This is a genomic window from Nocardia bovistercoris (genome assembly GCF_015674855.1).
GTDB classification, from domain to species: domain Bacteria; phylum Actinomycetota; class Actinomycetes; order Mycobacteriales; family Mycobacteriaceae; genus Nocardia; species Nocardia bovistercoris.
In genome coordinates this window covers 100,607-124,578 of the sequence record NZ_JADMLG010000006.1, presented here as the reverse complement: position 1 = coordinate 124,578, position 23,972 = coordinate 100,607, and the positions used below count along the sequence as shown (strand labels likewise).

Genomic DNA, 23,972 nt, shown 5'->3' with positions numbered 1-23,972 from the left:
GACCCGCGGCGGTTCGGGACGTGACCCGGCTCGCATTCGTGCCGTTTCGTGATGACGTCGACGGCTCGGATTGGGTGCGTGATGCGCGGGTAGGCGTCCTGTGTCAGTTGTCGATACCGACATCAGGAGGTAGTTATGCCCGAGCACACCGGTGGTGTACGTGAAGGGGTCGAGGGCGTCGTCGAAGACGCCAAGGGCAAGATCAAGCAGGCTGCGGGCGCGTTGAGCGGGCACGAGGACCTCGAGCAGGAAGGTCGCGCGCAACAGGACAAGGCTGAATCCCAGCGCAAGGCCGCGGGCAAGGAAGCCGAGGCCGAGAAGGCTCGCGCCGAAGCCGACGTGGACGAAGCGCGACAGAGTGCCCATCAGAACAATTGACCCGATTTCGCTGTGACGCCGGGCGGTCATGGACCGCCCGGCGTCGGCGTGTTCGGGGTATGCCGTTCGAGAGTCGAGCGTAGGGCGAACTCGGCCTGCTCCGATCCGAGAACACCGGTGTGCCAATTATTTGCCGAATGTCGTTCGCGGGTCATAGATCGTGATTCGTCACGTCCGAGACGGGTATTCGATCGATAGGATGCGTCGATCGGTGACCTGCGGTGATCGACTGCCCTCGCTCATCGCGAGGTGTCCCGGCAGTCGCATCCAGGGGACCGTGGCGTGCCCCGACATGGCCGCGGTCTCGCGCCCGAGCCCTGGGCATCCGGGTTGGTTGGGCCCCGCCGTCGGCGATCATGACGAACCCCTGCAAGCCGGCGGCGGAGGTCGGTGCCGGTGGTGTGCCGCCGATGTGCTGGAATTCGGGAATGCATCCACCTTCGGCTGTAGGGCAGGAATCGTCGGAATCCGTATACGCGCTGTTCGGCAGCGTTGTGCTCGGGGATTGCTGACGGCGTGGCGAGCGAATGGAACGCGCCCGCGGAACGGTTGCTGGAACAGGTTCTCGCGCGCTACGGCAGTGTCGACGGTTTCTTGGCCTGCCTGCATTCGGACCCGCGTGAGCTGACGTCGGTGCTGCCGGTGATCGGCGCGGGCGGGCCGCGGGTGCGATGGCGTGATCACGAGATCCCCGATGGGCCGACCGCACGTCACTGACCGAGCAAGGCGTCGGTCCTTCCCGCTCGTTCGCCGGTTGATAGCTTGGCATTCACTGTCTCGGCGTACTCTGCTCTCATGGGCGCGGCCGTCATCACCGTCGGTGTCGAGGAGGAATTCCTCCTGGTCGACCCGTGTTCCGGCGCGCCTGCCGCGAAGAACCTCGAGGTGGCCGCGGCGGCGCGGCGTGCGGGAGTTTCACTGCAATTGGAGATGACCTGCGCGCAGGTCGAGACCAGTACCCGCGTGCACACCGAGACCGCCGCGTTGCACGAGGAGTTGCGCACGCTGCGCCGCACGGTCGCGGACTGCGCCGTGGACAACGGCGCGCGACTGCTCGCGGTCGCCATCCCGCCGACGGTGTCGCACCGGCTGCCGATCACCGCGATCCCGCGCTATCAGCGGATCGCGCGCACCTTCGGCCTGCTCGCCGATGAACAGGGCTTGTGCGGCTGTCACGTGCACGTGGGAGTGCCCGATCGCGAGACCGCGGTGCTGGTCGGCAACTATGTGCGCCCGTGGCTGCCGGTGTTGCTGGCGATGACCGCGAATTCCGCGATCTATCGCGGCGAGGAGACCGGCTACGCGAGTTGGCGCAGCATTCTGTGGCGGCGCTGGCCGAGCGCGGGCCCGCCGCCGTATTTCACCAGCCTGGACGAGTACGAGGCGATGGTGGCGATGATGCGGGTCGGCGGCAGCATTCTGGACAACAAGATGGTGTATTGGGATATCCGCCCTTCGGAGAGTTTCCCGACCGTGGAGATCCGGGTCAGCGACGTGCCCGCCACCGCCGAGGAGGCGGCGCTGCTCGCGGCGTTGATCAGGGCGGCGGTGACGACGGGGTTGCGGTGGATGGCCGAGGGCGTCCCCGCGCCCGCCGTGCCCGCCGAGGTGTTGCGCGCCGCCTACTGGAACGCCGCGCACGCCGGACTCGACGGGCCGGGACTTGATCCTGTGCACGGCCGGATCGTCCCGCATCGCGAGATCCTGTCCCGGCTGGTGGAGACGGTGTCGCCTGCGCTGCGCGAGGCGGGCGATCTCGACTTCGTGCTCGATGCGATCGCGTCGCTGCACGTGCGCGGCAATGGTGCGCGCAGGCAGGTGGCGACGATGCGCGCGCGCAGCGAGATCGGCGACGTGGTCGAGGAATTGACGCGGGCGACGGTCGAGAAGTGCTGACCTGGCGCGATCGCGGCGCCCGGAATCTGCCGATACCGTGGAGCGATGACCCTACATCTGGCCCATTGGGGTGCGTTCGAGGCCGAGAGTGACGGGTATCGCCTGACGGCGGTGCGGCCGTGGGCGGGCGATCCGGAGCCGACGCCGCTGATCGAGAATGTGGTGTCGGCCCAGCACCACCGCACGCGAGTGGATCGCCCGTATGTGCGGCGCGGCTGGCTCGAGCGCGGTCCCGGCGGCGCGGGGCGCGGCGACGAGGAGTTCGTCGCGGTGTCGTGGGAACGCGCGCTGGATCTGTTGGCGGCGGAGTTGGGGCGGGTGTATCGGGAACGGGGTCCGGAGGGGGTGTTCGGCGGCTCGTACGGGTGGGCGAGCGCGGGGCGGTTCCATCACGCGCAGGGACAGTTGCATCGCTTCCTGAATTGTCTCGGCGGGTATGTGCGCAGTGTCAACAGTTACAGTCTCGGCGCGGCGGAGGTGTTGTTGCCGCATGTGATCGGCGGTATGGGCTGGTTGGAGCGCGCGTCGACGGCGAAGTCGGTGATCGCCGAGCACACCGACCTGGTGGTGGCCTTCGGCGGGATCTCGCCGAAGAATTCGGTGGTCGGGGTCGGTGGCGCGGCTCGCCACGACACGGTGTCGTGGGTCGGGCGGGCGCGGGCGCGGGGTTGCCGGTTCGTGTCGATCTCGCCGTTGCGCGACGATATACCCGAGCAGGCGCAGGCGGAGTGGATCGCGCCGCGGCCGGGGACGGATGCGGCGCTGATGGCGGCGTTGGCGCAGGTGTTGGATGCCGAGGGGTTGGCCGATCGTGCGTTCCTCGACCGCTACACCGTCGGTTACGAGCGCTTCATCGCCTATGTGCGCGGCGACTCGGACGGGGTGGTGAAGAGTCCGGAGTGGGCGGAGGCGATCACCGAGGTCCCCGCCGCGCGGATTCGGGAGTTGGCACGGGAGATGGCCGCGGGGCGGACGTTGATCACGGTGAGCTGGTCGTTGCAGCGCGCCCGGCACGGTGAGCAGCCGTTGTGGCTGGGGGTGGTGTTGGCGGCGATGTTGGGTCAGATCGGTTTGCCCGGTGGCGGTTTCGGGCACGGCTACGGTTCGACGGCGGCGGTGGGTGAGCCCGCGCGTGCGCATTCGGTGCCGCGATTCCCGCAGGGCCGCAACGGTATCGACCGGTTCATCCCGGTGGCGCGGATCGCGGACATGCTGCTGTGTCCCGGGGAGTCGTTCGACTACGACGGCAGGCGGCTGCGCTATCCGGATGTCGAGTTGGTGTATTGGTGCGGCGGGAACCCGTTTCATCACCATCAGGATCTGGCGCGGTTGCGGTCGGCGTTCACGCGTCCGGCGACGGTGGTGGTACACGACGCGTTCTGGACCGCGACCGCCCGGCACGCCGATATCGTGCTGCCCGCGACGATGAGTGTGGAGCGCGAGGATTTCGGTGCGGGCCAGGCCGATCCGTTGTTGTTGGCGATGCCCGCGTTGACCCGTCCGCACGGCGGCGCGCGCGACGACTATGTGATCTTCGCGGAGCTGGCCGAAAGGTTGGGTGTTGGCAAGGATTTCACGGAGGGCCGGGACACGGGGCAGTGGTTGCGGCACCTGTACGAGCAGTGGCGTCCGGCCGGTGTTCCCGGTTTCGACGAGTTCTGGCGGCGCGGGTCGCTCGAGATCGCGGTGCCGGATCGCGAGCAGGTGCTGTGCGCGGATTTCCGTGCCGACCCCGATGCCGCGCCGTTGTCGACGCCCAGCGGCCGGATCGAGATCTTCTCCGAAGTGGTGGCCGGTTTCGGGTACGCGGACTGTCCGGGTCATCCGGTGTGGTTGGCGCCGGAGGAGTGGTTGGGCGCACCCGCCGCGCAGCGGTTGCCGTTGCAGTTGGTGGCCAATCAGCCCCGCGCGAAGCTGCACAGTCAGTTGGACGTGGGTGCGCACAGTCGGGCGGCGAAGGTGGCCGGGCGTGAGGCGTTGCGTCTGCATCCGAGCGAGGCGGCGGCGCGCGGGGTGAGCACGGGGGATGTGGTGCGGGTGTTCAACGATCGCGGCGCGTGTCTGGCGGGTGTGCTGGTGGACGAGGCGGTGCGTCCGGGTGTGGCGCAGTTGTCGACGGGGAGTTGGTACGACCCGGATCCGGCGGATCCGTCGCTGTGCAGGCACGGTAATCCGAATGTGTTGACCGCGGATCGCGCGGCGTCCTCTTTGAGCCAAGGCTGCTCGGGGCAGTTGGCGTTGGTGCAGGTCGAGCGGTATGCGGGGGTGTTGCCGGAGGTGTCGGTCGACCGTCCGCCCGCGTTGTCGGCCTGCGGCGCGCCGGATTCGTGATGCGGACCGCGCGGTCTTGGCGATGATGGTGGCATGAGGATTCGCGCCCCTTGGGGTTCGGGGCATTGGATGCGCACAGCGCGACGTGACGATCAGGAGCTGCCGGTCCCGGTGGTCGCCAAATGGGAGTCCTATCGCCGCGGCGGTAGACGCCATCGTCGCTCCTACGCGTTGACGGAGTTGGCGGCGATCGTGGGCGCGGCCGCCATTCCGGTGGTCGCGGTGACGGATCTGCCCGATCTGGTCGTCGCGTTGCTCGGTGCGGCGGTGCTGGTGGCGACCGGGGTGCGCACGGCGTTCGGGTTGCACGAGAGCTGGATGCGCGACAGTCGCGTGCAGTACGCGATCGAACGCGAGGTCGCGCTGTATCTGGTGCAGGCCGAACCGTATGCCGGTGGGGGTGCGGCGGTGGAGTTGGTGAAGGCGGTGGAGTCGATCACCTGGGAGTCGGGACGGCAGTGGCCGCCGGTGCGTCGGGAGCGGTCGAGTTCGACGACGGTGGTCACCACGGGTCTGGCCGCTGATTGAGCGCGCGTTCGTGACGTGTGCCGGTACCGGGCGGATCGGGATCGGTTGTGCCGCTGTCGGAGCCGTTCGTTTCGGGTCGTCCGTGCATTAGGTTGCGCCGCTGTGCTGTTCGATGTGGTCCGCAACTCCGAATCGACAGTGGTGTCGATCTCGTGCGTATCGCGAGTCGGTTTCGCGGGTGGGTGGCCGAGAGCGGCGGGACTGCGCCCGCGACGAGACCGGGAGGCGGCGGGACAGAGCCCGCCGCCACCGGTGTCAGCTCGCGGAGACTTCGCTGCGGTCGCCGCTCCACAGCGTGTGATATTTGCCGTCGGCGTCGATGCGCTCGTAGGTGTGGGCGCCGAAGAAGTCGCGCTGGCCCTGGGTGAGTGCGGCGGGCAGGCGTTCGGCGCGCAGCGCGTCGTAGTAGGACAGCGAGGACGCGAACGCGGGCACGGGGATGCCGAGGGCGGTGGCGGTGATCACCACGCGCCGCCAGCTGTCGATGGCGGTCTCGATCGCTTCGCGGAAGTAGGGCGCGAGGATCAGGCTTGGCAGTTCGGGGTTCTGTTCGTAGGCGTCCTTGATCCGGTTGAGGAACCGGGCGCGGATGATGCAGCCGCCGCGCCAGATGGTGGCGAGGTCGCCGGGGTGCAGGTTCCAGTCGTATTCGGCGCTGCCCGCGGCGATCTGGTCGAATCCCTGCGCGTAGGCGACGACTTTGGAGGCGTAGAGGGCCTGGCGGATGTCTTCGGTGAACTGTTCGACGTCGGTGGGCTTGTCGGCGAGCGCGCCGGAGGCGAGTCCGCGTGCGGCGGCCCGTTGCGCGCGTGCGCCGGACAGGGCGCGCGCGAAGACGGCTTCGGCGATGCCGGTGACCGGAATGCCGAGGTCGAGCGCGGCTTTCACGGTCCAGCGCCCGGTGCCTTTCTGTTCGGCGGCGTCGACGATGACGTCGACGAGTGGTTTGCCGGTTTTGGCGTCGACCTGGCGCAGCACTTCGGCGGTGATCTCGACGAGGTAGCTTTCCAGGTCGCCGGTGTTCCATTCGGTGAACACGTCGGCGATGCGTGCGGCGTCGAAGCCGAGCGCGTCGCGGAACAGGTTGTAGGCCTCGCCGATGAGCTGCATGTCGGCGTATTCGATGCCGTTGTGCACCATCTTGACGAAGTGACCCGACCCGTCGGGGCCGATGTGGGTGCAGCAGGGGGTGCCGTCGACCTGGGCGGCGATGGATTCGAGCAGCGGGCCGAGGGATTCGTAGGATTCGGCGGGTCCACCCGGCATGATCGATGGCCCGTTGAGCGCGCCTTCTTCGCCGCCGGAGATGCCGGCGCCGACGAAGTTGAGTCCGCGCGCTTTCATGGCGGCTTCGCGGCGGATGGTGTCGGTGTAGAGGGCGTTGCCGCCGTCGATGATGATGTCGCCGGGTTCCATGGCCGCGGCCAGTTCCTCGATGACGGCGTCGGTGGCATCGCCTGCCTTGACCATGATCAGTACCCGGCGCGGTTTCTCCAGCGCCGCCACGAACTCCTCGACGGTCTCGGTGCGCACGAATTCGCCGTCGCCGCCGTGTTCGGCCAGCAAGGCGTCGGTTTTGGCGATGCTGCGGTTGTGCAGGGCGACGGTGTAGCCGTGCTTGGCGAAGTTTCGGGCGATGTTGCTGCCCATGACCGCGAGGCCGGTGACCCCGATCTGTGCGCGCGCTGCGGAGTTCGCCATCAATCAGCTTCCTTCGTCGACGGGTGTGTGACCGCGTGAACGGGGCGGCCGCCTCTATTTCTACTATCCGCGCGCACCCGCCTCGACACCGCGCCCGTCGGGCGGCCTCAGGTGCGCGCGGTGCTGCCGTAGCAGTAGGCGGCCGCGGCCAGGTATTGGCGGCATTCGGGCCCGTGACCGGCGTGTGTGCTGCACAGGAAGCGCGCGAGGTCGAGGTCGAGGTCGGTGGGGTCGGCGTGGCAGTCGCGGTGCCGTGCGCTCCACAGGTCCCTGCTGTCGTGTGAGGTCTGCATCGTGGATTCTCCCGTCCGTGTGGGTGGAACGGATTGGCGATGGGTGTCGCGCGATGTGTCGCCGAGCACGTCAGCGGGTGAGCAGGGTCCAGTCGTCGGGTACGTGCGCGGTGGTGACCTGGTCGCCTTCGACTTCGAGGTCGACGGTGATTTCGCCGAGGCGCAGGTCGGCCAGGTGGATGCGGCCCCAGTTCCGCGGGACCGCGGGGCGCACGGTGAGGGTGCGGGCGGGGACGTCGGGGTCGAGGCCGAGGAAGGATCGCACGAGCAGCAGCGGCGCCGCGCTGGCCCACGCCTGCGGTGAGCAGGAGGTGGGGTAGGGCACCGGTGTCGCGAACTGGTCGCGGGGGAATCCGCAGAACAGTTCGGGCAGTCGCCCGCCGAAGGCGGCGGCGGCGTCGAGCAGGCCTTGGGAGAGGCGGGTGGCGACGGCGAGGGCGCGCGGCAGGTGTCGGTAGCGCAGTAGTCCGGCGACGGCGATGGCGGTGTCGTGCGGCCACACCGATCCGCAGTGGTAGCTCATCGGGTTGTAGGCGCCCATGGAGGAGGCGAGGGTGCGCATGCCGAATCCGGTGTCCATGTTCTCACCCGCGAGGCGGTCGATGAGTTCGGCGGCGTGCTCGTCGGAGACGATGCCGGTCCACAGGCATTGCGCGGCGTTGCTGGTCAGCGCGTCGACGGGGCGTTTGCGGCCGTCGAGGGCGACGGCGATCCAGCCGCGGTCGGGCAGCCAGAACTGTTCGGCGAATTTGACGCGGAGTTCGGCGGCGCGTTCGCGCATCAGCCTTGCGGTGCGCGGGTCGTCGAAGGCGTCGGCCAGCTGCGCGCGGGCCAGGAACGCCGCGTACGCGTAGCCCTGCACTTCGCACAGCGCGATCGGCGCTTCGGCGAGATGCCCGCCCGCGTCGTTGATGCCGTCGAAGCTGTCCTTCCAGCCCTGGTTGATCAGGCCGCGGTCGGTGGCGCGCTTGTATTCGATGAATCCGTCGCCGTCGCGGTCGCCGAATTCGGTCATCCAGTAGATGGCGGCGTCGGCGGCGGGCAGCAGGTCGGCGATGGCGTCGGGGTCGGCGCCCCAGCGGTGGGCTTCGGCGAGCAGCATCACGAAAAGCGGTGTGGCGTCGACGGTTCCGTAGTAGGTGTCGCCGCCGAGTACCTGTCCGGATGCGGGGCCGCGGCGCATCTCGTGCATGATGCGGCCGGGTTGTTCCTCGGTGAGCGGGTCGTCGTCCTCGCCTTGGAGTTCGGCGAGTTGTTGCAGGGTGCCCAGGGACAGGTCGACCTCGAGCGGCAGCGTCATCCACGCGGTGAGCAGGCTGTCGCGGCCGAACAGGGTCATGAACCATGGTGCGCCCGCGGCGACGAAGGGTCGGCCTTCGCCGGATTCGTCGTGGATCTGCAGGGCGCCGAGGTCGCTTTCGGAGCGCCGCAGGACGTGGGTGAGGATCGAGTCGCCCGCGGTGATCTTGGTCGCGGTGTCGCGCCATGCCGCGATCTTGCGGCAGGGGGCGCTGTGGCGGTGGTGGGGTTCGCCGGGTGTGTGGGTGTTCTGGACGTGCTGGTTGCCGACGGTCGGGTGGGCGATGATCTCGGTGTGCCAGCGCCCGCCGGGCGGCACGACCACCCGCCAGTGCAGTGATCCCGGCAGCACCGCGGGTTCGGCGGTGGCCGAGATCGAGATGCCGCGCATCCGGTCGGAGCGGTCGTGCAACACCAGTTCGCTGTCGGTGACGGTGATGTCGGCGCGCACGTGTCCGGCGCGGCCTTCCTTGACCGCGAACAGGTCGACGAAGTCGGCTTCGACATGCAGTTCCATGGCGACCGCGGTCGGTTCGGAACCCATGTTCTCCAAGGTGAGTCGCTCGTGCATGCCGTCGGCGATGAGGCGTTCGCGCAGCACGAGCAGGGTGGAGTCGGCGTATCCGGACTGCGGTGGCCTGCGCAGTACGAAACGCGCGGCGAACGCTTCGGGGCTGAGTACCGACAGTGATTCGGCGGGTTTGCCGTCCACGAGCAGTTCCCAGCGGGAGAGCACGCGCGCGTCGCGGAAGAACAATCCGTGTGGACGCCCCGGCTCGACGTCGCCGAGCCGGTTCGACAGGCAGAAGGTGCCGCCGTCGACGAGAGTCACCGAACCGCCGTTGCCGCCGAGTGCGATCGGCTCGCCCGAGTTCAACGGAGCCGGAGGCGAATTCGTGGCCGCGGGGTCGGGTGAGTTCCCGGCGTCGGAGTTCATACGCGCTCGCCGGCCACGGTGCGGATCGGCGCCGTCTTGTCGGTGCGGGCCCGGTCGCGGCCGCGCAGCAGACGCGAGTAGATGTGCTCGTAGCCGCGGCCGAGGGTGTCGGCGCCGAAGTTGGCTTCCACGTGCGCGCGGCACGCGGCCGGGTCGATGCCTCGGACCTGTTCGATGGCGGCCGGGAGTTCGGCCGGGTCGTCGCAGACGCGTCCGGTGACGCCGTCGACGACCACCTCGGTGACCGCGCCGCCGCGCAGCGCCACCACGGGTGTGCCGCAGACCATAGCTTCGATCATCACCATGCCGAACGGTTCCTCCCACCGGATCGGGAACAGCAGACACCGTGCACCGGCCAACAACTTACGCTTGGCCGCCGCGTCGGCGAGCCCGAACACGTAATCGTCCGAGGTGAGCAGCGGACGCACCTTCTCTTCGAAGTACGCCTTCTCCGGTGCCTCGCTGCACTTGCCCGCCAGCACGAGAGGAATTCTAGCGGCGTGCGCGGCTTCCAGGGCCAGATGTACGCCTTTGTCCTCGTTGAAGCGGCCGAGGAACAGCGCGTAGTCGCCCTTGTCGACCTGATACGGCCAGGTGTCGACGCGCAGCGCGTTGTGCACGCGCCCAACCCAATTCAGGTCGGGGGCGAGTTCGCGCTGGCGGTCGCTGATGGCGACCAGCGACACCTCGGCGCCCAATGCCCGGTAGTAGGTGTAGCACTCGTCCTGGACCGGGCCGTGCACGGTGAGCACGGTCGGCAGTCCGATGCCGTGGTAGGCGGGTGCGTTGAGCGGTCCGGCGAAGGTGTGTTCGTGCACCAGGTCGATGCCCGAGGTCGCGGCGAGGTGTTCCACGGCTTTGCGTGTCTTCAACGCGTGCACCACTTCCGGGAACGGTTCGCCGAGTCGTTCGGGCAGCGCGCGATCCCAGACGGGTACGAAGTTCGCGGAGGTGCCGGGTTCGCCCGCGCCGATCAGGGTGACGTCGTGTCCGCGCGCGACCAGGGAGTCGACCAGGTCGGCGACGACGGCCTCGACGCCGCCGTACGCCTTGGGCGGCACGTCGAAATACGGGGGAACGACCATCGCGATACGGAATCGTTCGCCGACATGATCAATGGACAACAGGTCCGACGAGGTGATATTCGCCGAAATCGGCGTGGATAAACCAGCGCTCATGACCATCCTTCCAACCGTTACACATCCACCCAGCACTCGGTGCGCTGGGCGCCGAACGTGGTGGCCGCCGCGGCGGAGGTGAAGTCCGAGCCTGCACCGCCGTCCATAGGGCTTGGTTGGCCTGTTCGCCGCTGACGCGAACAGGGGGGCCTGGGAAAACGTACCTCCAAATGAACACTCGAAACCATACGAACGGTCCCAGAATTTGCTGGGCCGCGAACCGGTCCGGGGTTTATGGGCGCGTTGTTATCGAAATGTCACGGTGGGTCGGTGTGTCGGTGACCGGAATTCCCGGGTCGTGCCCTCGGGTCGGCGCGGGCGAGCGACGGTCCCGCTCGGGGACGGCTCGCGCTCGCGCTCGACCTCCTTCCGAACTGGTCGAGCGTCCGTTCACCGAGGATAGCCAGCGGCGCGGAGAGCAGCCGGGCGTGTCGTCGGATCGGTGTTCGACGCGACTACTGCGACCTGTCGCCGTCGAAGGGATTCGGCGGGGTGAAGGCGTGGCCGTTGGTGGCTCCACGATGATGTTCGGGCGGTACGCGGCGCGGGCCGATCGGTGTGGTCGTGATCGGGCGGAAGTCCCCGTCTCCGGCCCGCTGGTGGTAGCGGATCGGTTGCCGCAATGGGGATGTCGAGGGAAGGTCGTATCCGGTGCGCGTCGAGCGCGGCCGCTGGGCCGCCCGGCGGGCGATCACGAAAATCGACACCCCGACCAGCGGCACCGCGATCATGAAGACCGTCCAGCAGAATTTCGACCACAGCGGGGTCGCGCCGTCGGCGAGCAGCCGCAGGATTATCGAGACGAGACCCACCGAATAGGCGGCGACCGAGAAGATCGTGAGAACGATCCAGAGGTAATCCGAGAAATTCATGACTCGCCTCTCCGTGGAAGACGCTCCCGATGAGTCTGGTTTCCGACGCTTCCGGAATACTTCCGGTCCGCTATGGTCGCACTTCCGCCGTACTTCCGTTAGATATTCGACCTGGGAAAATCGAGTCGTCCCGACGTATTTCTCGCCCGCGGCGGAACATACACCGCGCAGAGTATGTGGAAGTCGATGCCCGCCGTGTCATCATGTGCCGGATTCGCAGCATCGAATTTCCGCACACAATTGAAGACACAGGAGCACAATTGGGATCCCACGATCGACCGGGCGCGTCGTACTCCGCGAGCGCGACCCAGGTCCTCGCGCAGCCGCCGAGCCGGATCGCCCAGCGCCGCACCGCGGCCCGCGCACTCGCCCCCGTGGTCACCGCCGCCCGCGACTCCACCGTCCCCGAACGCCGCGCGCAACTGTGGTTCACCGCGGTCGAATTGCACGACATCGCAGGACATTCCGAGGCCGCCGCCACCACCGAGGACCGCACCGCCATGTTCGACGCGCTGTGCGAACTCGCGGCGGTCTCGGCCCACGACGCGAGCGGGCGCGCGGTGCGCCACCGCGCCCTCGCACTGGCGGGCGCCGACCCCGACCTGCGCGTGCGCGCCCTGACCTGCCTGCGCGCACCCATGATCTGGACCGACCTGACCCCGCGCCTGGACAACGCGCACCTGCGTCGCGGCATCGAAGCGGCACTCGCGCGCACCTATCCCGCCGAACCGCGCGCCCGCCTGCTGATCGCCGCGGTCCTGGCTTCGGGCGCCGAGGAGGCGGTCGCGCCCCGCTACCGCCGCGCCTGCGAGGCCCTCGACCTCGCCTACACCCTCGGCGACCCCGAATTGATCTGCGCCGCACTGGATGCCGTGGCGCTGACGCTCACCGGACCGGCTCTGCTCACCGGCTGGCGGCCCATCGCCGACGAACTCACCCGCGTCGCCGCGGCCTGCGGCGCGCGCCACTACCGCGCGCTGGCCCAGTACCTGCGGTTCCGCGCCGCCTGCCGCGACACCGACCTGCTCGCCGCCTTCCACCACGCCAAGCACGCGCTGGAGCTGGCGCGCGGCGGGCCGCTGCGCACCCAACTCGACACCCTGGTCGCCTTCGCCGCCACCGTGGAACTGTTGCGCGGCGACCTCGACGCCGCCGCCCGCGACTACCGCGAATTCACCACCCGCATGAGCGATTCCGGTGTCGCGCACGGCCCGTCGACCGCTCTGATCGGCGCGTGCGCGCTGGCCTGGGCCAAGGGCGAGTTCGCGAGCATGCGCGACCGGCTCGCCTACGCGTACGCCGCCGAACCCGATCGGGCCGCCCAGCCCTACGCGCTGGCGCTGGCGCTGGCGGGCGATCTCGACGAGGCCAGGAAACTGTTCCACCGCCACCCCGTGGCGCCCCGACAGTATTTCTGGACCGTCATGGCCGCTTTCCGCGCGCACACCGCGATCGCGCTCGGCGAGGTCGAGTCCGCCGCGCTCCTCTACGAGTCGCTGCTTCCGCATTCGGGCACCATCCTCGGATTCGACACGGGCCTAGCGGTTTTCGGCCCGGCCGACGAGGTGCTGGCGGAACTGGCCGACCTGCTCGGCGACGAGGAGTCCGCGCTCATCCTGCGCGGGCGCGCCGAGGCGGTCCGTGATCGCGTGCGCGCCGCGCTGGAAGCCATCGCGGCGGGGGAATGAGCGCCGTCGGGTTCAGTGTTCGAAGACGTTCGTCTCGCCCGGTTCGGTCTCGAGTGCCGCACGGTCGAAGCGCAGCAGAGACAGGAAGAACAGCGCGCCGACCCCGAGCAGTCCGGCCACGATCACCACCGGCACCCGCGCCGCCGACGGCGTCACCAGCACGAACAGCGCGAACACCGTCCACACCAGCGCGCAGATCGTCACCGGCAGTTCGAAACGCCCGAGGTCGAAGGCGCCCTTGCGGCGGTCGAGGCGGGTGCGCACCGCCAGATACAGCACGATGGTCGCGCCGTAGATGAGCGCGGGCAGGATCGTGGAGGCGGTGATCAGTTCCAGCAGCGCGGCGCCCGGCAGCGCGACCATCAGGATCACGCCGAGCGCGAAGATCAGGATCGTGGCCGGGACGGGGGTGTGGGTGCGCGGATCCACCCGCCGCATCAGCCGGTGCGCGGGGAAACGGCCGTCGCGCGACATCGCGAACACCAGCCGCGAACAGGCCGCCATCACCACCATGCCGCCGCCGAAGAACGCGAAGGTGATCGCGACCAGCAGTAACCGTTCGGTCACCGGACCGAGCTGGTCGCGCATGATCGCCGCGACCGGCGACTCGTCGGCGCTGATCCGAGGGATGTCCTCGATCGCGACGGTCAGCGCGACCAGGAACACCAGGCCGAGCACGCCCGCCGCCACCACCGACCCCACGATCGCGCGCGGCACGCTGCGGAACGGATCCTTGGCCTCCTCGGCCAGATTCGCCGCCGCGTCGAATCCGACGAGCGTGGCCAGACCCATGATCATCGCCAACATCAACCCGCCGCCGACGGCGAAGTAGTCCGGCGTGTGCGCGGCGACGCCGCGGGAGGTGAGGTTGTCGGCCGCGCCGTCGCCGGTGACCAGCACCGCGATCACCAGCGCGACCGCGACCACCACGACCAGCACCAGTTCCACGACCACCGCGCTCGCGTTGATCGCGCTCACGATCCGCGTGGAGACGATGGCCAGCACCGCCTGGATCAGCAGCACGGCCAGGGTGATCAGGCGCGCGGTGTCCTCGTCGGGTTCCATGCCCGCCAACGGCATGAACGCCTGACTGGCCAGCGCGTTGTCCACCGCCACCACCCCGGTCGCCAGGTAGCAGAAGGTCAGCCAGCCGAAACCCCACCCGATCTTGGGCGATGCCAGTCGCGAGGCCCACTGGTAGGAGGATCCGCTCAACGGGATGCGCGCCGCGAACTGCGCCACCACCAGGGCCACCAGCGCCTGGCCGACGGCGGCGCCGACCCACAGCCAGATCCCGACCGGTCCGGCGTTGCGCAGCACGTCGTCGTAGGTGGTGAACACGCCGACCGCCACCGAGATGAAGGCGAAGGAGATGGCGAACACCTGGAACGATCCCAGGGTCCGCTTCAATTCCGGTCGGTAGCCCCCGAGTTCGACCGGGTCCCGTCGCTCGGGAGAAGTCCGCGTCATCGTGGTCACCTCGCAGGGTCGACAGGGTGAGTTCGCGTCCGGCGCCGATGCGATCGGGGCGCCGTTGTCGGGGAGTTCTCGACGTGTGGGAACTTGTTCGGCCGCAACGAAGGAGACCGGTTCGTATTTTCGATGATCCGCCCGACCCAGCGCGAAGTCAGCGTTCGTTCGTGCGTCTAAGTTCCCTCGGGCTCGTCGGTGCCCCCCGGATTCTCGGCGCGGAAGGCGGCGACGGCGCTGTCGACGGTCGGATAGAAATGGGAGGGGTCGAAACGGTCACCGACACCGAACCGGATGAGCCGATCCTTGATCGGGCCCTTCAACTCCGCGAACGCCAGCCGGATGCCCTTGCCCTCCAGATACCGGTCCAGGTCGACGAGTTCGTCCACGGCGGTGGTGTCCAGCCCGGTGATGGGCTCCGCGGCGATCACCACCCACCGCACCGGATCGGGCGCGCGGGCGACCTGGCCGCGCACATAGTCGTCGAAGATCTCGCCGTTGGCGAAGAACAGCGGCGCGTCGAAACGCAACAGGACCAGACCGGGCACGCGACGGCCGTCGGGATGGCGGTTGACGTCGTGATACCCGGTCTCGGTCGCGACCAGTTCGGTGCGGTGCGGCTGCCAGGCGCGCGCGACGACCGCCGCGAACGACAGCCCGATCGCGACCAGAATGCCCTGCAGCACCCCGGCGAACACCACACCGAGGAACGCCGCGACCGCGAGCCCGAACTCGACCCGACTCATCCGCCACAGCCTGCGCATGCCGCCGATATCGACCAGCGCGGTCGCGGCGACGATCACCACCGCGGCCAGCGCCGCGTCCGGGAGATAGGCGGTCAGACCGGGAGCCACCAGCACGAAGACCAACACCGCCAGCGCCCCGACGGCGCCCGCCAACTGGGTGTGCGCGCCGCTCTGCTCGGCCACCGGCGTGCGCGAACCGCTCGCCGACACCGGGAACCCGCCGAACAGCCCGCCCGCGATATTCGCCACCCCGATCGCCTTCATCTCGGTGCTGCCGTTCACGTCGTGGCCGTGCCGGGAGGCGAAGGTGCGCGAGAGCACGCCGGTGTCGGCGAACGCGATCAACGCGATACCGGCCGCGGGCCCGATCATCGCCGTCACATCCGACCATCCGACACCGCCGACCGAAGGCAGCGGCAGCCCGTCCGGCAGCGCGCCCACCATGCCGATGTCGTCGGTCAGCCCGGCCGCCGCGCACAACGCGATCGCCGCCGCCACCGCGACCAGCACGCCGGGAACCACGGGCAACCACCTCTTGAACGCGACGATGACCGCGATCGCCGCCACCCCGATCGCGGCCGCCACCACGTCGACCTTCCCGTCGATGACCGCGCGCACGGTCTCGCCGACCTCGCCGAGCACCCCCGAAGCGTCCACGGAGAACCCGAGCAGTTTGGGCAGTTGCCCGATGACGACGATGAGCGCGATCGCGTTCAGGTAGCCGAGCCGGATCGGTTTGGACAGCAGTTCGGTGACGAACCCGAGCCGCAGGAACCCGCCGACCAGCAAAATCGCCCCGACCAGCACCGCGAGCACACCCGCGAGGGCGAGCGCCTCCTCGGGATCGTCGGTCACCGCCAGCGGCGCGACGGCGGCGGCGATCAGCGGGGCCAGCGAGGAATCCGGTCCGAGCACCAGGATCCGGGACGGGCCGACCACCGCGTAGGCGAGCAGCGGGACGATGGTGGCGTAGAGACCGGCGTAGGCGGGCAGGCCCGCGGCCTCGGCGTAACCCATGCCCGCCGGGATCAGCAGCGCGGTCAACACCAGGCCCGCGGTGATGTCGGTGCGCAACCATTCGCGCCGGTATCCCATCGCGGTCGCGATACCGGGCAATCGGGTGAGGCTGTGCGTCCACGCCACGGTCGGCCTCAGCGGGCCGCGGTCGGCGGTGGACCGGGTCGAATCGTCACGGCCGAACTCCTCACCCCGACAGCGGACACGAGTACGCCGAGTCTGTCCGCGCCGACATCGTCCACCCTCACCTGTTCCGGGTGATATCCGCCGCTCACCGCCGGTGTTAGCCTCGTCACGAACACCCGGACAGCACCGCGTGACGCCGGGAATCCCGGCATCTTCCGATGCACGTTCCGCCTCCGAACAGGGGAGCCGCCATGTCGGCGCACACAGGTGTCCATCGCGGGAACGAGCATATCCGCGGCCGGATCGCCACCGGAACCGTGCTCCTGGCCGCGGTCGTGTTGATCGTGGCGGGCGCACTGCAACTGTTGCAGGGCATCTCGGCCATCGCCCGCGACGACGTGTTCGCCGCCGCCGATTACAGCTACGACTTCGACCTCGTCGCGTGGGGCTGGGTGCACATCGTCGTCGGAGTGCTCATGGTGCCGACCGGGATCGCGCTGTTGTTCGGGTCGACGGTGGCGAAAGTGATCGCCGTGCTGGTCGCGGCGCTGTCCATCCTCGCGAACTTCCTGTCCCTGCCGTACTACCCGCTGTGGTCGGCGCTGATCATCGCGATCGACGTCGTCATCATGTGGGCCGCGTCGGCGACCTGGCAGCCCGAGCGTCGATAGCGAAGTGAGCGGGCCCGCGCTCATGGCGCGGACCCGGTGGTTTGGCGGGGGCGGGAACCCCGAAGGGGTACGGTCCGTGCGGCCGCGCCCAACCCTGTGCGCCACGAATCGCCAGTGCATCCCAGGTCCCGGAAAAGACTCGACACCCGGTCGTCTTGCTCGTGGCCGCGGGGTGCGACCCGCTCCCGCCGAGAAGTGTAGCGGGTACCCCACCCCCGTGGGCAAATTCGGGGATACGGCCCGAGCAAATAAGGAGCGACCGGTCGGTTTTGCGGAGTAGACTCACGATTCGCGCACCGTTCGTGCGGCGGGGGTCGCCACCAGCACGGGACTCAACCATGCAGACCAGCACCGACGAGATCGCCGACCGGATCTACCGCATCTCCACCTACGTCCCCGACGTCGGCCCCACCGGCTTCACCTTCAACCAGTTCTTCGTCGACGCCGAGGAACCCCTGCTCTTCCACACCGGCATGCGAGCGCTGTTCCCGCTCGTCTCGGCCGCCATCGAGCGGATCCGCCCCGTCGAGCAACTGCGCTGGATCACCTTCGGCCACGTCGAAGCCGACGAATGCGGCGCGATGAACTCCTTCCTCGCCGCCGCCCCGCGCGCACAGGTGGCCCACGGCGCACTCGGATGCGCCGTCTCCATCGACGACATGGCCGACCGCCCGCCGCGACCACTGGCCGACGGCGAGACGATCGATCTGGGCGACCGCCGCGTCCAACACCTCGACACCCCGCACGCCCCGCACAACTGGGAAGCCCGCGTCCTCTACGAACAGAACACCGGCGTCCTGTTCTGCGGCGACCTCATGACCCAGGTCGGAAAGGGCCCCGCCCTCACCGACACCGACCTCGTCGAACCCGCCTCCGTCGCCGAGGACATCTTCCACGCCACCTCCCTCGGCCCCGCCGTCCCCGCGACCCTGCGCCGCCTGGCCGACCTGAACCCGACCACCTTGGCGATCATGCACGGCTCCAGCTACAACGGCGACTGCCCGACCGCGCTACGCACCATGGCCACCGTCTACGACGACCTCCTGACCGGGTGAACGCCGCGGAATCCGGTGCGGCGCCGACCCGCACCTCGCGACCGGTGCTCGTTCCCGGCATCCGGAACGAGCACCGGTCGAATTCCGAGACCCGGGCGCCGTCGTGGCCATCGGCGATGTCGTCGTACTGCTCGGGAAGTCACGTCCTCGGTCGGAAGTCCGCGATCGGCGCGCATCGATCGCCACGGCTCCGATGGACGGTCTCCGGCGGCGGGACGGGACGAATCAGCCGGTGGGGGAGAACGATCGGCGGTACTGCGTCGGTGTGGTCGCCAGGCGGCGCCGGAAGGTGCGGTGCATGACTTCGCGGCTGCCGAAACCGCACCCGGCGGCGACCGCGTCGGTGGTCAGGTCGGTCGACTCGAGCAGATGGCGTGCCGCGTCGATGCGCAGGTCCTCCACGTGGCGGGCCGGAGTGCTTCCGGTCTCGGCGCGGAATCTGCGAGCGAAGTGCCGCTCGCCCCAGCCGACGCGCTCGGCGAGAGCCGCCACCGACAGGTCGGCGTCGAGGTTGAGCGTCATCCACGACAGCAGGGCGGCGAGCTGGGGGGACGAGCCGACGCGCGCCGCCAGTTGTGCGCTGTACTGGGATTGGCCACCCGATCGCCGGACCGGAAGCACGAGCCCGCGGGCGATGTCGTTGGCCAGTGCCTCGCCCAGATCCTCGGCCACCAACGCCAGAGTGAGGTCGATGCCCGCCGTCACTCCCGCCGAACTCCACACCCTTCCGTCGCGCACGTAGATGCGGTCGGGCTCGACGGTGACCGCGGGGTAGCACTCGGCCAGGAAATCGGCCGCGGCCCAATGCGTGGTCACCGTCGCGCCGTCGGCCAATCCGGCTTCGGCCAGGACGAAGGTGCCCGAACACACCGACGCCACCCGTCGACTCCGCCGCGCCATCGCCCGCAGGCGCTCGACGAGGTCGTGATCGGCCCGGGCGGCGAGGCAGCCGATACCGCCCGCGATCATCAGCGTGTCGACCGGGCGCCGCATCCCCGCCGCGGGCTCCGCGTGCATGACCAGACCGCCGGTGAACACCACCCGATCGCGGGCAGCGACGACCCTGACGTCGTAGTGCTCGATGCCGGTCGTCGAGTTGGCCGCGGCGAACACCGAGGCGGGCCCGGTCACGTCGAGGATCTCCGCGTCGTCGTAGGCGAGCAGGACGACGGTCCGCACGCGCTGGTCCGATATCGTCACAAAAGTGTCCTGGCAGACATGCACCCCAGCATCGCACACTCGGGACATGCAGATCGCTTTCGCTCTCTACGACCGGTTCACCGCACTCGACATCATCGGCCCGTTCCAAGTGCTGGCCGAAATCCCCGGCGTCACAGCCACATTCGTCGCGGAGAAACCCGGCCCGGTCCGCGACCACACCGGCGCGTTGTCGCTCGTCGCCACCGCGAGCTTCGACGAGACCACCGCACCGCGGATGATCGTCGTCCCCGGCGGACTCGTCGACCCGAACGGCGCCGACGACCCCGTGGTGCGCTGGATCCGCGCCGTGCACCCCACCACCACATGGACCGCGAGTGTGTGCACCGGATCGATCTACCTGGCTCGCGCCGGTGTCCTCGACGGCATCGAAGCCACCTCCCATTGGGGATCACTCGAACAGCTCGCCTCGCTCGGCGCCGTTCCCTCCGCCGAGCGGGTCGTGATCCGCGGCAGGATCGCCACCGCCGCGGGCGTGTCCGCGGGCATCGATCTCGGCCTCACGCTCGCCGCCCGACTGGCCGGTGCAGACGTGGCCAAGGCCATCCAGCTCGCCATCGAATACGATCCGCAACCCCCGTTCGACGCGGGCTCCCCGGCCAAAGCGGGCCCTGAGATCATGGAACTCGTGATGTCGACCCTGCACGACCCCGCCCACGCGGAATAGTCAGCGGACTCGAACAAGCGATCCGCGGCGGTACGGCCACGCCCGCGACCGACACGAAGCCGTCGCGGGCTACCGTCGGGTCCCGTTCTGGGTGAATGCCGCCCGGTACGCGGTGGGAGTGAGTCCGGTTCGCCGCGAAATGTGTTGGCGCAGTGAGTCCGTGGTGGCCAAGCCACTGAGGCGGGCCACACGGTCCATCGGCAGGTCGGTGGTCTCGAGCAGCTCACGCGCTCGGATGACGCGCTGATGTAGCAACCATTGCAGCGGGCTGAGCCCGGTCTCGGCGTGGAACCGGCGAGTCAGCGTCCGGACGCTGGTCCGAGCATGGTCGGCGAGGGAAGCGCGGGTGAGCGGCTCGTGCAATCGGTCCAGCGCCCAAACGCGAGTCGCCGCCAGCGAAGTGCCGGTTTCGGGCGGTAACGGCGCCTCGATGAACTGTGCTTGCCCACCGAGCCGCACGGGCGCCGCCACCATCAACCGAGCCACCGAATTGGCCACCGCGGCACCGTAATCGCTGCGCACCAGATGCAGGCACAGATCGATGCCCGCGGACAGCCCGGCGGAGGTCAGCACATTTCCGTCCTCGACGAACAGCACCCCCGGCCGCAACTCCACCTCGGGAAACCTGCGGGCGAACTCCTCGGACCGCGCCCAGTAGGTGGTCGCACGACGTCCGTCGAGCAGACCGGCCGCGGCCAGCACGAACGCGCCGGTGCAGATCGACGCGATCCGGGCGCCCGCCGCCGCACGTCGGCGCAACATTTCGAGCACCCTCGGATCGATGTCGTCGCGCGCGCCCGTTCCGGTGACCACGATCGTGTCGGCATCCTCGGCGGCCGCCAGTCCCCGCGAGACGAAGACCTCGAGGCCCGCGCTCACGGCCACCGGTCCGGGACGCGGCGTGCAGACACGCACGTCGTAACCGTCGCGACCGTCGATCGACGTGGCGCCGAGCACCAACTCCGGAATCGACAGATCGAAGGTCGTGGCGGGCGGAACGGCGATGACGGTCACTCGATGCATGGCCTGAACCTCCGGATATCTGGCATTCGGGCCACTATCGCACGAATCGGCCGAGGCAGAAGGTAGGAGAGGGGTCGGCGCCGCCCGGCCCGACTCAGCCACCGAACCAACGAGGACAACCATGTTCATCGGCATCATCGGCGCGACCGGCAACATCGGGCGCAAGGTCGTCACCGAGGCGCTGTCGCGCGGCCACCACGTCACGGCGTTCACCCGCGACCTCGCCCGCGCCACCACCACCCATCCCCGCCTCACCTGGGCCGAACTCGACATCTTCGACAGCGCGGCCGTCGCGGACCGACTCCCCGCGCTGGATGTTCTGGTCAGCGGCTATCAACCCGGCAGCGCGGCGGTAGATTTCGCGGACACGGTCGCCGAGTCGATCGCGGACCCCGCCACGCACGTCACCGCCGGACGTTCGCTGCTGCGGGCCCTGCATACCCACCCGCGCACCCGGCTGATCGTGATCGGCGGCGCGGGCAGCCTGGAATTCGAACCGGGCCGAGTCCTCGCCGACCACGACGACCGCCTGCACCCGCTGCTCGAAAGCATCGGCCTGCCCAAGGAATACGCGGCCGCTGTGCGCGGCGCCCGCGACGGGCTCGACGTGTTGCGCACCTCGAACCGGCTCTGGACCTACCTCAGCCCCGCCGAGCGGATCGGCCCCGGCGAACGCACCGGCCGCTACCGCATCGGCACCGACCAGCCCGTCCTCGACGCCGACGGCCTCAGTCGAATCTCCTACGACGACGCCGCGGTCGCACTCCTCGACGAAATCGAGATCCCGCGATTCATCCAGCGCCGCTTCACCATCGGCTACTGAGCCCGCGGACCGATGACGTCGCGGCGGTGCGCTATTCGACCGATCGGGCCGTGTCGGATCGTAGGTCGACCCGGGCCGGTTCGGTGAACAGTGACCCGATCGCGGTCGCACCACCCTCGGCGAGCCAGTGATCGAAGGTCGCCAATGCCGGGAAGGTGGCGCGGCATCGTGCGATGTCGACGCGGTAGCCGCCGCGACGGTTCAGGAAATCGGCGACATCGGCGAGGATCTCGTGCTGTGCGCGCACCGCGTCGATCGGCACCGTGACATGCGGAATCTCACGTCCGAGCGCGGATCCGATAGCGCGGGTGGCAGCCGGTGGGGTCAGCGCGTCGCCCGCGAGTGGCAGCGCGCGACCGCGGTAGGCGGCGGGGTGGTCGAGCACATGGGACACAACCGCGGCGATGTCATCGACCGCGATGTGCTGTACGGGTATGTCGGGGGCCAGCGGGGTCGCCGATACGCCGGTACCGAGCCCGAATGCGGGGTCGGCGTAGTTCTCCATGAAGGAGGTCGGTCGCACGACGGTGGCGGGCCCGCCGAGCCGCTGAATATGTTGCTCGATGCGGAGTTTCGGCTCGAAAGCCGCGACACCGGCGCTGTCCTCGGCGCTCGCGACCGACGCGTACACCAGATGCCCGACATCGGCGTCGGCCGCGGCGTCGGCAACCGCGCGGCCCCAGGCGATCTCGTCGTCGAAGGGCACCGGGATCGGCGCGAGCGCGCCGGGCTGCACACTGAACACCGCGTCCGCGCCACGCATCGCCGCGGCGAGCGCGGTGCGGGAACTCTGATCGCCCACGACGATTCGAGCACCGAGGTCGGCGAGCGCCTGGGCGGAGATCGGGTCTCGCGTCAGAGCGCGGACCGCCCAGCCCTCGGCGAGGAGGCGGCGCGCTACCGCGCCACCCTGATGTCCCGTTGCTCCCGTCACGAGAATTGTTCTGGCCGTCATGTACTGCTCCTTCGCGGGATCGACTGCACGAGATCGAGCCTGGCCCATCCCCGACTCCACAGACAGTGGCCGTCATGACATCTATCGCGGGTTTTGTGCCAATCTGATCCGGTGAGATTTCTTCGGGTCGCCGCGTATGCGCCGCAGGGGGTGACCGCGCTGGCGTTGGGGACGGTGGCCGCGGTGTTCGGCCGCCGTCCGGGCCTGCCGAACTTCGATGTCGTGGTGTGCACGGCCAAGCCGGGCTGGGTGAGCACCGATCTCGGCATGCCGGTGCGGATAGATCGTGGCGTCGACGCGTTGGCGACGGCCGAACTCGTACTGGTCCTGCCGGGGACGCAGTTCCGGGACACGGACCCCGTGGTGTGCCGGGCACTGAACGACGCGTACGGGCGTGGGGCGATTCTGGCGGCCAACTGCACCGGCGTGTTCGTCCTCGCGGCGACGGGACTGCTCGATGGCCGCGAGGTCACCACGCACTGGCAGTTCGCCGATGAACTCGCCGCGACCCACCCTGGTGTTCGCGTGCGGCCCGACGCGCTGTACCTGGACCACGGACGTGTGGTCACCGGGGCGGGCGCCGCCGCCGGGCTCGACCTGTACCTGCACCTGGTGCGCCGCGAGCACGGGGGGATCGTCGCGAACGAGATCGCGCGCGGACTGGTCACCCCGCCGCATCGCAGCGGCGACCAAGCCCAGTACATCACCGCGCCGATCGCCCGATCGGGTGACGACGCCCGGATCGAGGCGGTGACCGCGTGGGCACAGCAGAATCTCCACGTGATCTCGACCGTGGACGATCTCGCGGCGCGTGCGCTCATGTCCCGTCGGACTTTCGCGCGCCGTTTCGCCGCCGCGACCGGCACGACTCCGAAAGCATGGCTGTTGACTCGCAGGCTCGACTACGCGGCGGACTTGCTCGAATCCACCGATCTGTCGGTGGAGGAGATCGCGCACCGTGTCGGGTACCGCACCGCCGCCGTATTCCGCGAACAGTTCGCCACGCGCCGTGGCACCGCTCCCCGTGACTACCGTCGGACGTTCAGCCGTAGCTGACCCCGCATGCGAAACTGTTCTCCGAGAAAGACTGTCATGGTGTG

At 69.2% G+C, this 23,972-nt stretch carries 21 protein-coding genes; 11 read left to right on the top strand and 10 right to left on the bottom strand.

The genetic code is table 11. The features are described from left to right. Positions 1 to 135: 135 nt before the first annotated feature. From mbp1 to IT779_RS16265, 5 genes are all read left to right on the top strand, one after another. Positions 136 to 378 carry a microaggregate-binding protein 1 gene (gene mbp1, locus IT779_RS16285; protein WP_196150164.1) on the top strand — a complete coding sequence of 81 codons (243 nt, stop codon included), beginning with the start codon at positions 136 to 138 and terminating at the stop codon, positions 376 to 378. Between the two features lie 516 nt (positions 379 to 894). After that, on the top strand, positions 895 to 1,095 hold the full coding sequence (locus IT779_RS16280) for a hypothetical protein (protein WP_196150163.1): 201 nt from the start codon (positions 895 to 897) through the stop codon (positions 1,093 to 1,095). 78 nt (positions 1,096 to 1,173) lie between these two features. Then, positions 1,174 to 2,274, top strand: a complete 1,101-nt coding sequence (locus tag IT779_RS16275) for a glutamate--cysteine ligase (RefSeq protein WP_196150162.1) — start codon at positions 1,174 to 1,176, stop codon at positions 2,272 to 2,274. Positions 2,275 to 2,319: 45 nt separating this feature from the next. Beyond that, complete coding sequence (locus IT779_RS16270; RefSeq protein WP_196150161.1) at positions 2,320 to 4,605, top strand: molybdopterin guanine dinucleotide-containing S/N-oxide reductase; 2,286 nt, start codon at positions 2,320 to 2,322, stop codon at positions 4,603 to 4,605. 33 nt (positions 4,606 to 4,638) lie between these two features. Further along, on the top strand, positions 4,639 to 5,133 hold the full coding sequence (locus tag IT779_RS16265) for a DUF4231 domain-containing protein (RefSeq protein ID WP_196150160.1): 495 nt from the start codon (positions 4,639 to 4,641) through the stop codon (positions 5,131 to 5,133). A gap of 255 nt (positions 5,134 to 5,388) precedes the next feature. Here the strand turns inward: IT779_RS16265 and gndA are convergent, their stop codons facing one another. From gndA to IT779_RS16240, 5 genes are all read right to left on the bottom strand, one after another. Then, positions 5,389 to 6,834 (bottom strand): NADP-dependent phosphogluconate dehydrogenase, encoded by a 1,446-nt coding sequence (gndA, locus tag IT779_RS16260; RefSeq protein ID WP_196150159.1) that lies wholly within the window; start codon positions 6,832 to 6,834, stop codon positions 5,389 to 5,391. Positions 6,835 to 6,941: 107 nt separating this feature from the next. Continuing rightward, the gene (locus tag IT779_RS16255; protein ID WP_196150158.1) at positions 6,942 to 7,127 is read right to left on the bottom strand and encodes a hypothetical protein; all 186 of its coding nucleotides are present in this window, start codon (positions 7,125 to 7,127) and stop codon (positions 6,942 to 6,944) included. Positions 7,128 to 7,197: 70 nt separating this feature from the next. Beyond that, positions 7,198 to 9,363, bottom strand: a complete 2,166-nt coding sequence (locus tag IT779_RS16250) for an amylo-alpha-1,6-glucosidase (RefSeq protein WP_196150157.1) — start codon at positions 9,361 to 9,363, stop codon at positions 7,198 to 7,200. After that, the gene (locus IT779_RS16245) at positions 9,360 to 10,448 is read right to left on the bottom strand and encodes a glycosyltransferase family 4 protein (RefSeq protein ID WP_196150401.1); all 1,089 of its coding nucleotides are present in this window, start codon (positions 10,446 to 10,448) and stop codon (positions 9,360 to 9,362) included. Before IT779_RS16245 ends, IT779_RS16250 begins: the two co-directional genes overlap by 4 nt. 548 nt (positions 10,449 to 10,996) lie before the next feature. Beyond that, positions 10,997 to 11,413: a hypothetical protein gene (locus tag IT779_RS16240; protein ID WP_196150156.1), complete on the bottom strand. Its 417-nt coding sequence runs from the start codon at positions 11,411 to 11,413 to the stop codon at positions 10,997 to 10,999. 260 nt (positions 11,414 to 11,673) lie between these two features. On the opposite strand from IT779_RS16240, the gene IT779_RS16235 reads away from it, so the two are divergent. Continuing rightward, a complete protein-coding gene (locus tag IT779_RS16235; RefSeq protein WP_196150155.1) occupies positions 11,674 to 13,101 on the top strand; it encodes a hypothetical protein in 1,428 nt (475 codons plus the stop codon). Positions 13,102 to 13,113: 12 nt separating this feature from the next. Here IT779_RS16235 and IT779_RS16230 read toward each other — a convergent pair whose 3' ends face one another. Beyond that, positions 13,114 to 14,571, bottom strand: coding sequence for an APC family permease (locus IT779_RS16230; RefSeq protein ID WP_196150154.1), 1,458 nt, complete (start codon positions 14,569 to 14,571; stop codon positions 13,114 to 13,116). A gap of 176 nt (positions 14,572 to 14,747) precedes the next feature. Next, the gene (locus IT779_RS16225; RefSeq protein ID WP_196150153.1) at positions 14,748 to 16,460 is read right to left on the bottom strand and encodes a SulP family inorganic anion transporter; all 1,713 of its coding nucleotides are present in this window, start codon (positions 16,458 to 16,460) and stop codon (positions 14,748 to 14,750) included. Between the two features lie 251 nt (positions 16,461 to 16,711). Between IT779_RS16225 and IT779_RS16220 the strand changes: the two genes are divergently transcribed. Next, positions 16,712 to 17,131 carry a DUF7144 family membrane protein gene (locus IT779_RS16220; RefSeq protein WP_196150152.1) on the top strand — a complete coding sequence of 140 codons (420 nt, stop codon included), beginning with the start codon at positions 16,712 to 16,714 and terminating at the stop codon, positions 17,129 to 17,131. A gap of 338 nt (positions 17,132 to 17,469) precedes the next feature. Further along, on the top strand, positions 17,470 to 18,186 hold the full coding sequence (locus tag IT779_RS16215) for an oxygen-binding di-iron domain-containing protein (protein WP_196150151.1): 717 nt from the start codon (positions 17,470 to 17,472) through the stop codon (positions 18,184 to 18,186). Positions 18,187 to 18,411: 225 nt separating this feature from the next. Here IT779_RS16215 and IT779_RS16210 read toward each other — a convergent pair whose 3' ends face one another. Beyond that, positions 18,412 to 19,386, bottom strand: coding sequence for a GlxA family transcriptional regulator (locus IT779_RS16210; RefSeq protein ID WP_332838831.1), 975 nt, complete (start codon positions 19,384 to 19,386; stop codon positions 18,412 to 18,414). A gap of 46 nt (positions 19,387 to 19,432) precedes the next feature. Here IT779_RS16210 and IT779_RS16205 point away from each other — a divergent pair, with 46 nt between their 5' ends. Continuing rightward, positions 19,433 to 20,071, top strand: a complete 639-nt coding sequence (locus IT779_RS16205; RefSeq protein WP_196150149.1) for a DJ-1/PfpI family protein — start codon at positions 19,433 to 19,435, stop codon at positions 20,069 to 20,071. Between the two features lie 69 nt (positions 20,072 to 20,140). Here IT779_RS16205 and IT779_RS16200 read toward each other — a convergent pair whose 3' ends face one another. Beyond that, positions 20,141 to 21,094, bottom strand: a complete 954-nt coding sequence (locus IT779_RS16200; RefSeq protein WP_196150148.1) for a GlxA family transcriptional regulator — start codon at positions 21,092 to 21,094, stop codon at positions 20,141 to 20,143. A 121-nt stretch (positions 21,095 to 21,215) separates the two neighbouring features. On the opposite strand from IT779_RS16200, the gene IT779_RS16195 reads away from it, so the two are divergent. Then, a complete protein-coding gene (locus tag IT779_RS16195; protein WP_196150147.1) occupies positions 21,216 to 21,917 on the top strand; it encodes an NAD(P)-dependent oxidoreductase in 702 nt (233 codons plus the stop codon). 31 nt (positions 21,918 to 21,948) lie between these two features. Here IT779_RS16195 and IT779_RS16190 read toward each other — a convergent pair whose 3' ends face one another. Next, on the bottom strand, positions 21,949 to 22,872 hold the full coding sequence (locus IT779_RS16190) for an NmrA/HSCARG family protein (protein ID WP_196150146.1): 924 nt from the start codon (positions 22,870 to 22,872) through the stop codon (positions 21,949 to 21,951). Positions 22,873 to 22,983: 111 nt separating this feature from the next. Here IT779_RS16190 and IT779_RS16185 point away from each other — a divergent pair, with 111 nt between their 5' ends. Beyond that, entirely contained in the window at positions 22,984 to 23,928 is a 945-nt protein-coding gene (locus IT779_RS16185; protein WP_196150145.1) for a GlxA family transcriptional regulator, read from the top strand. Positions 23,929 to 23,972: the final 44 nt, after the last annotated feature.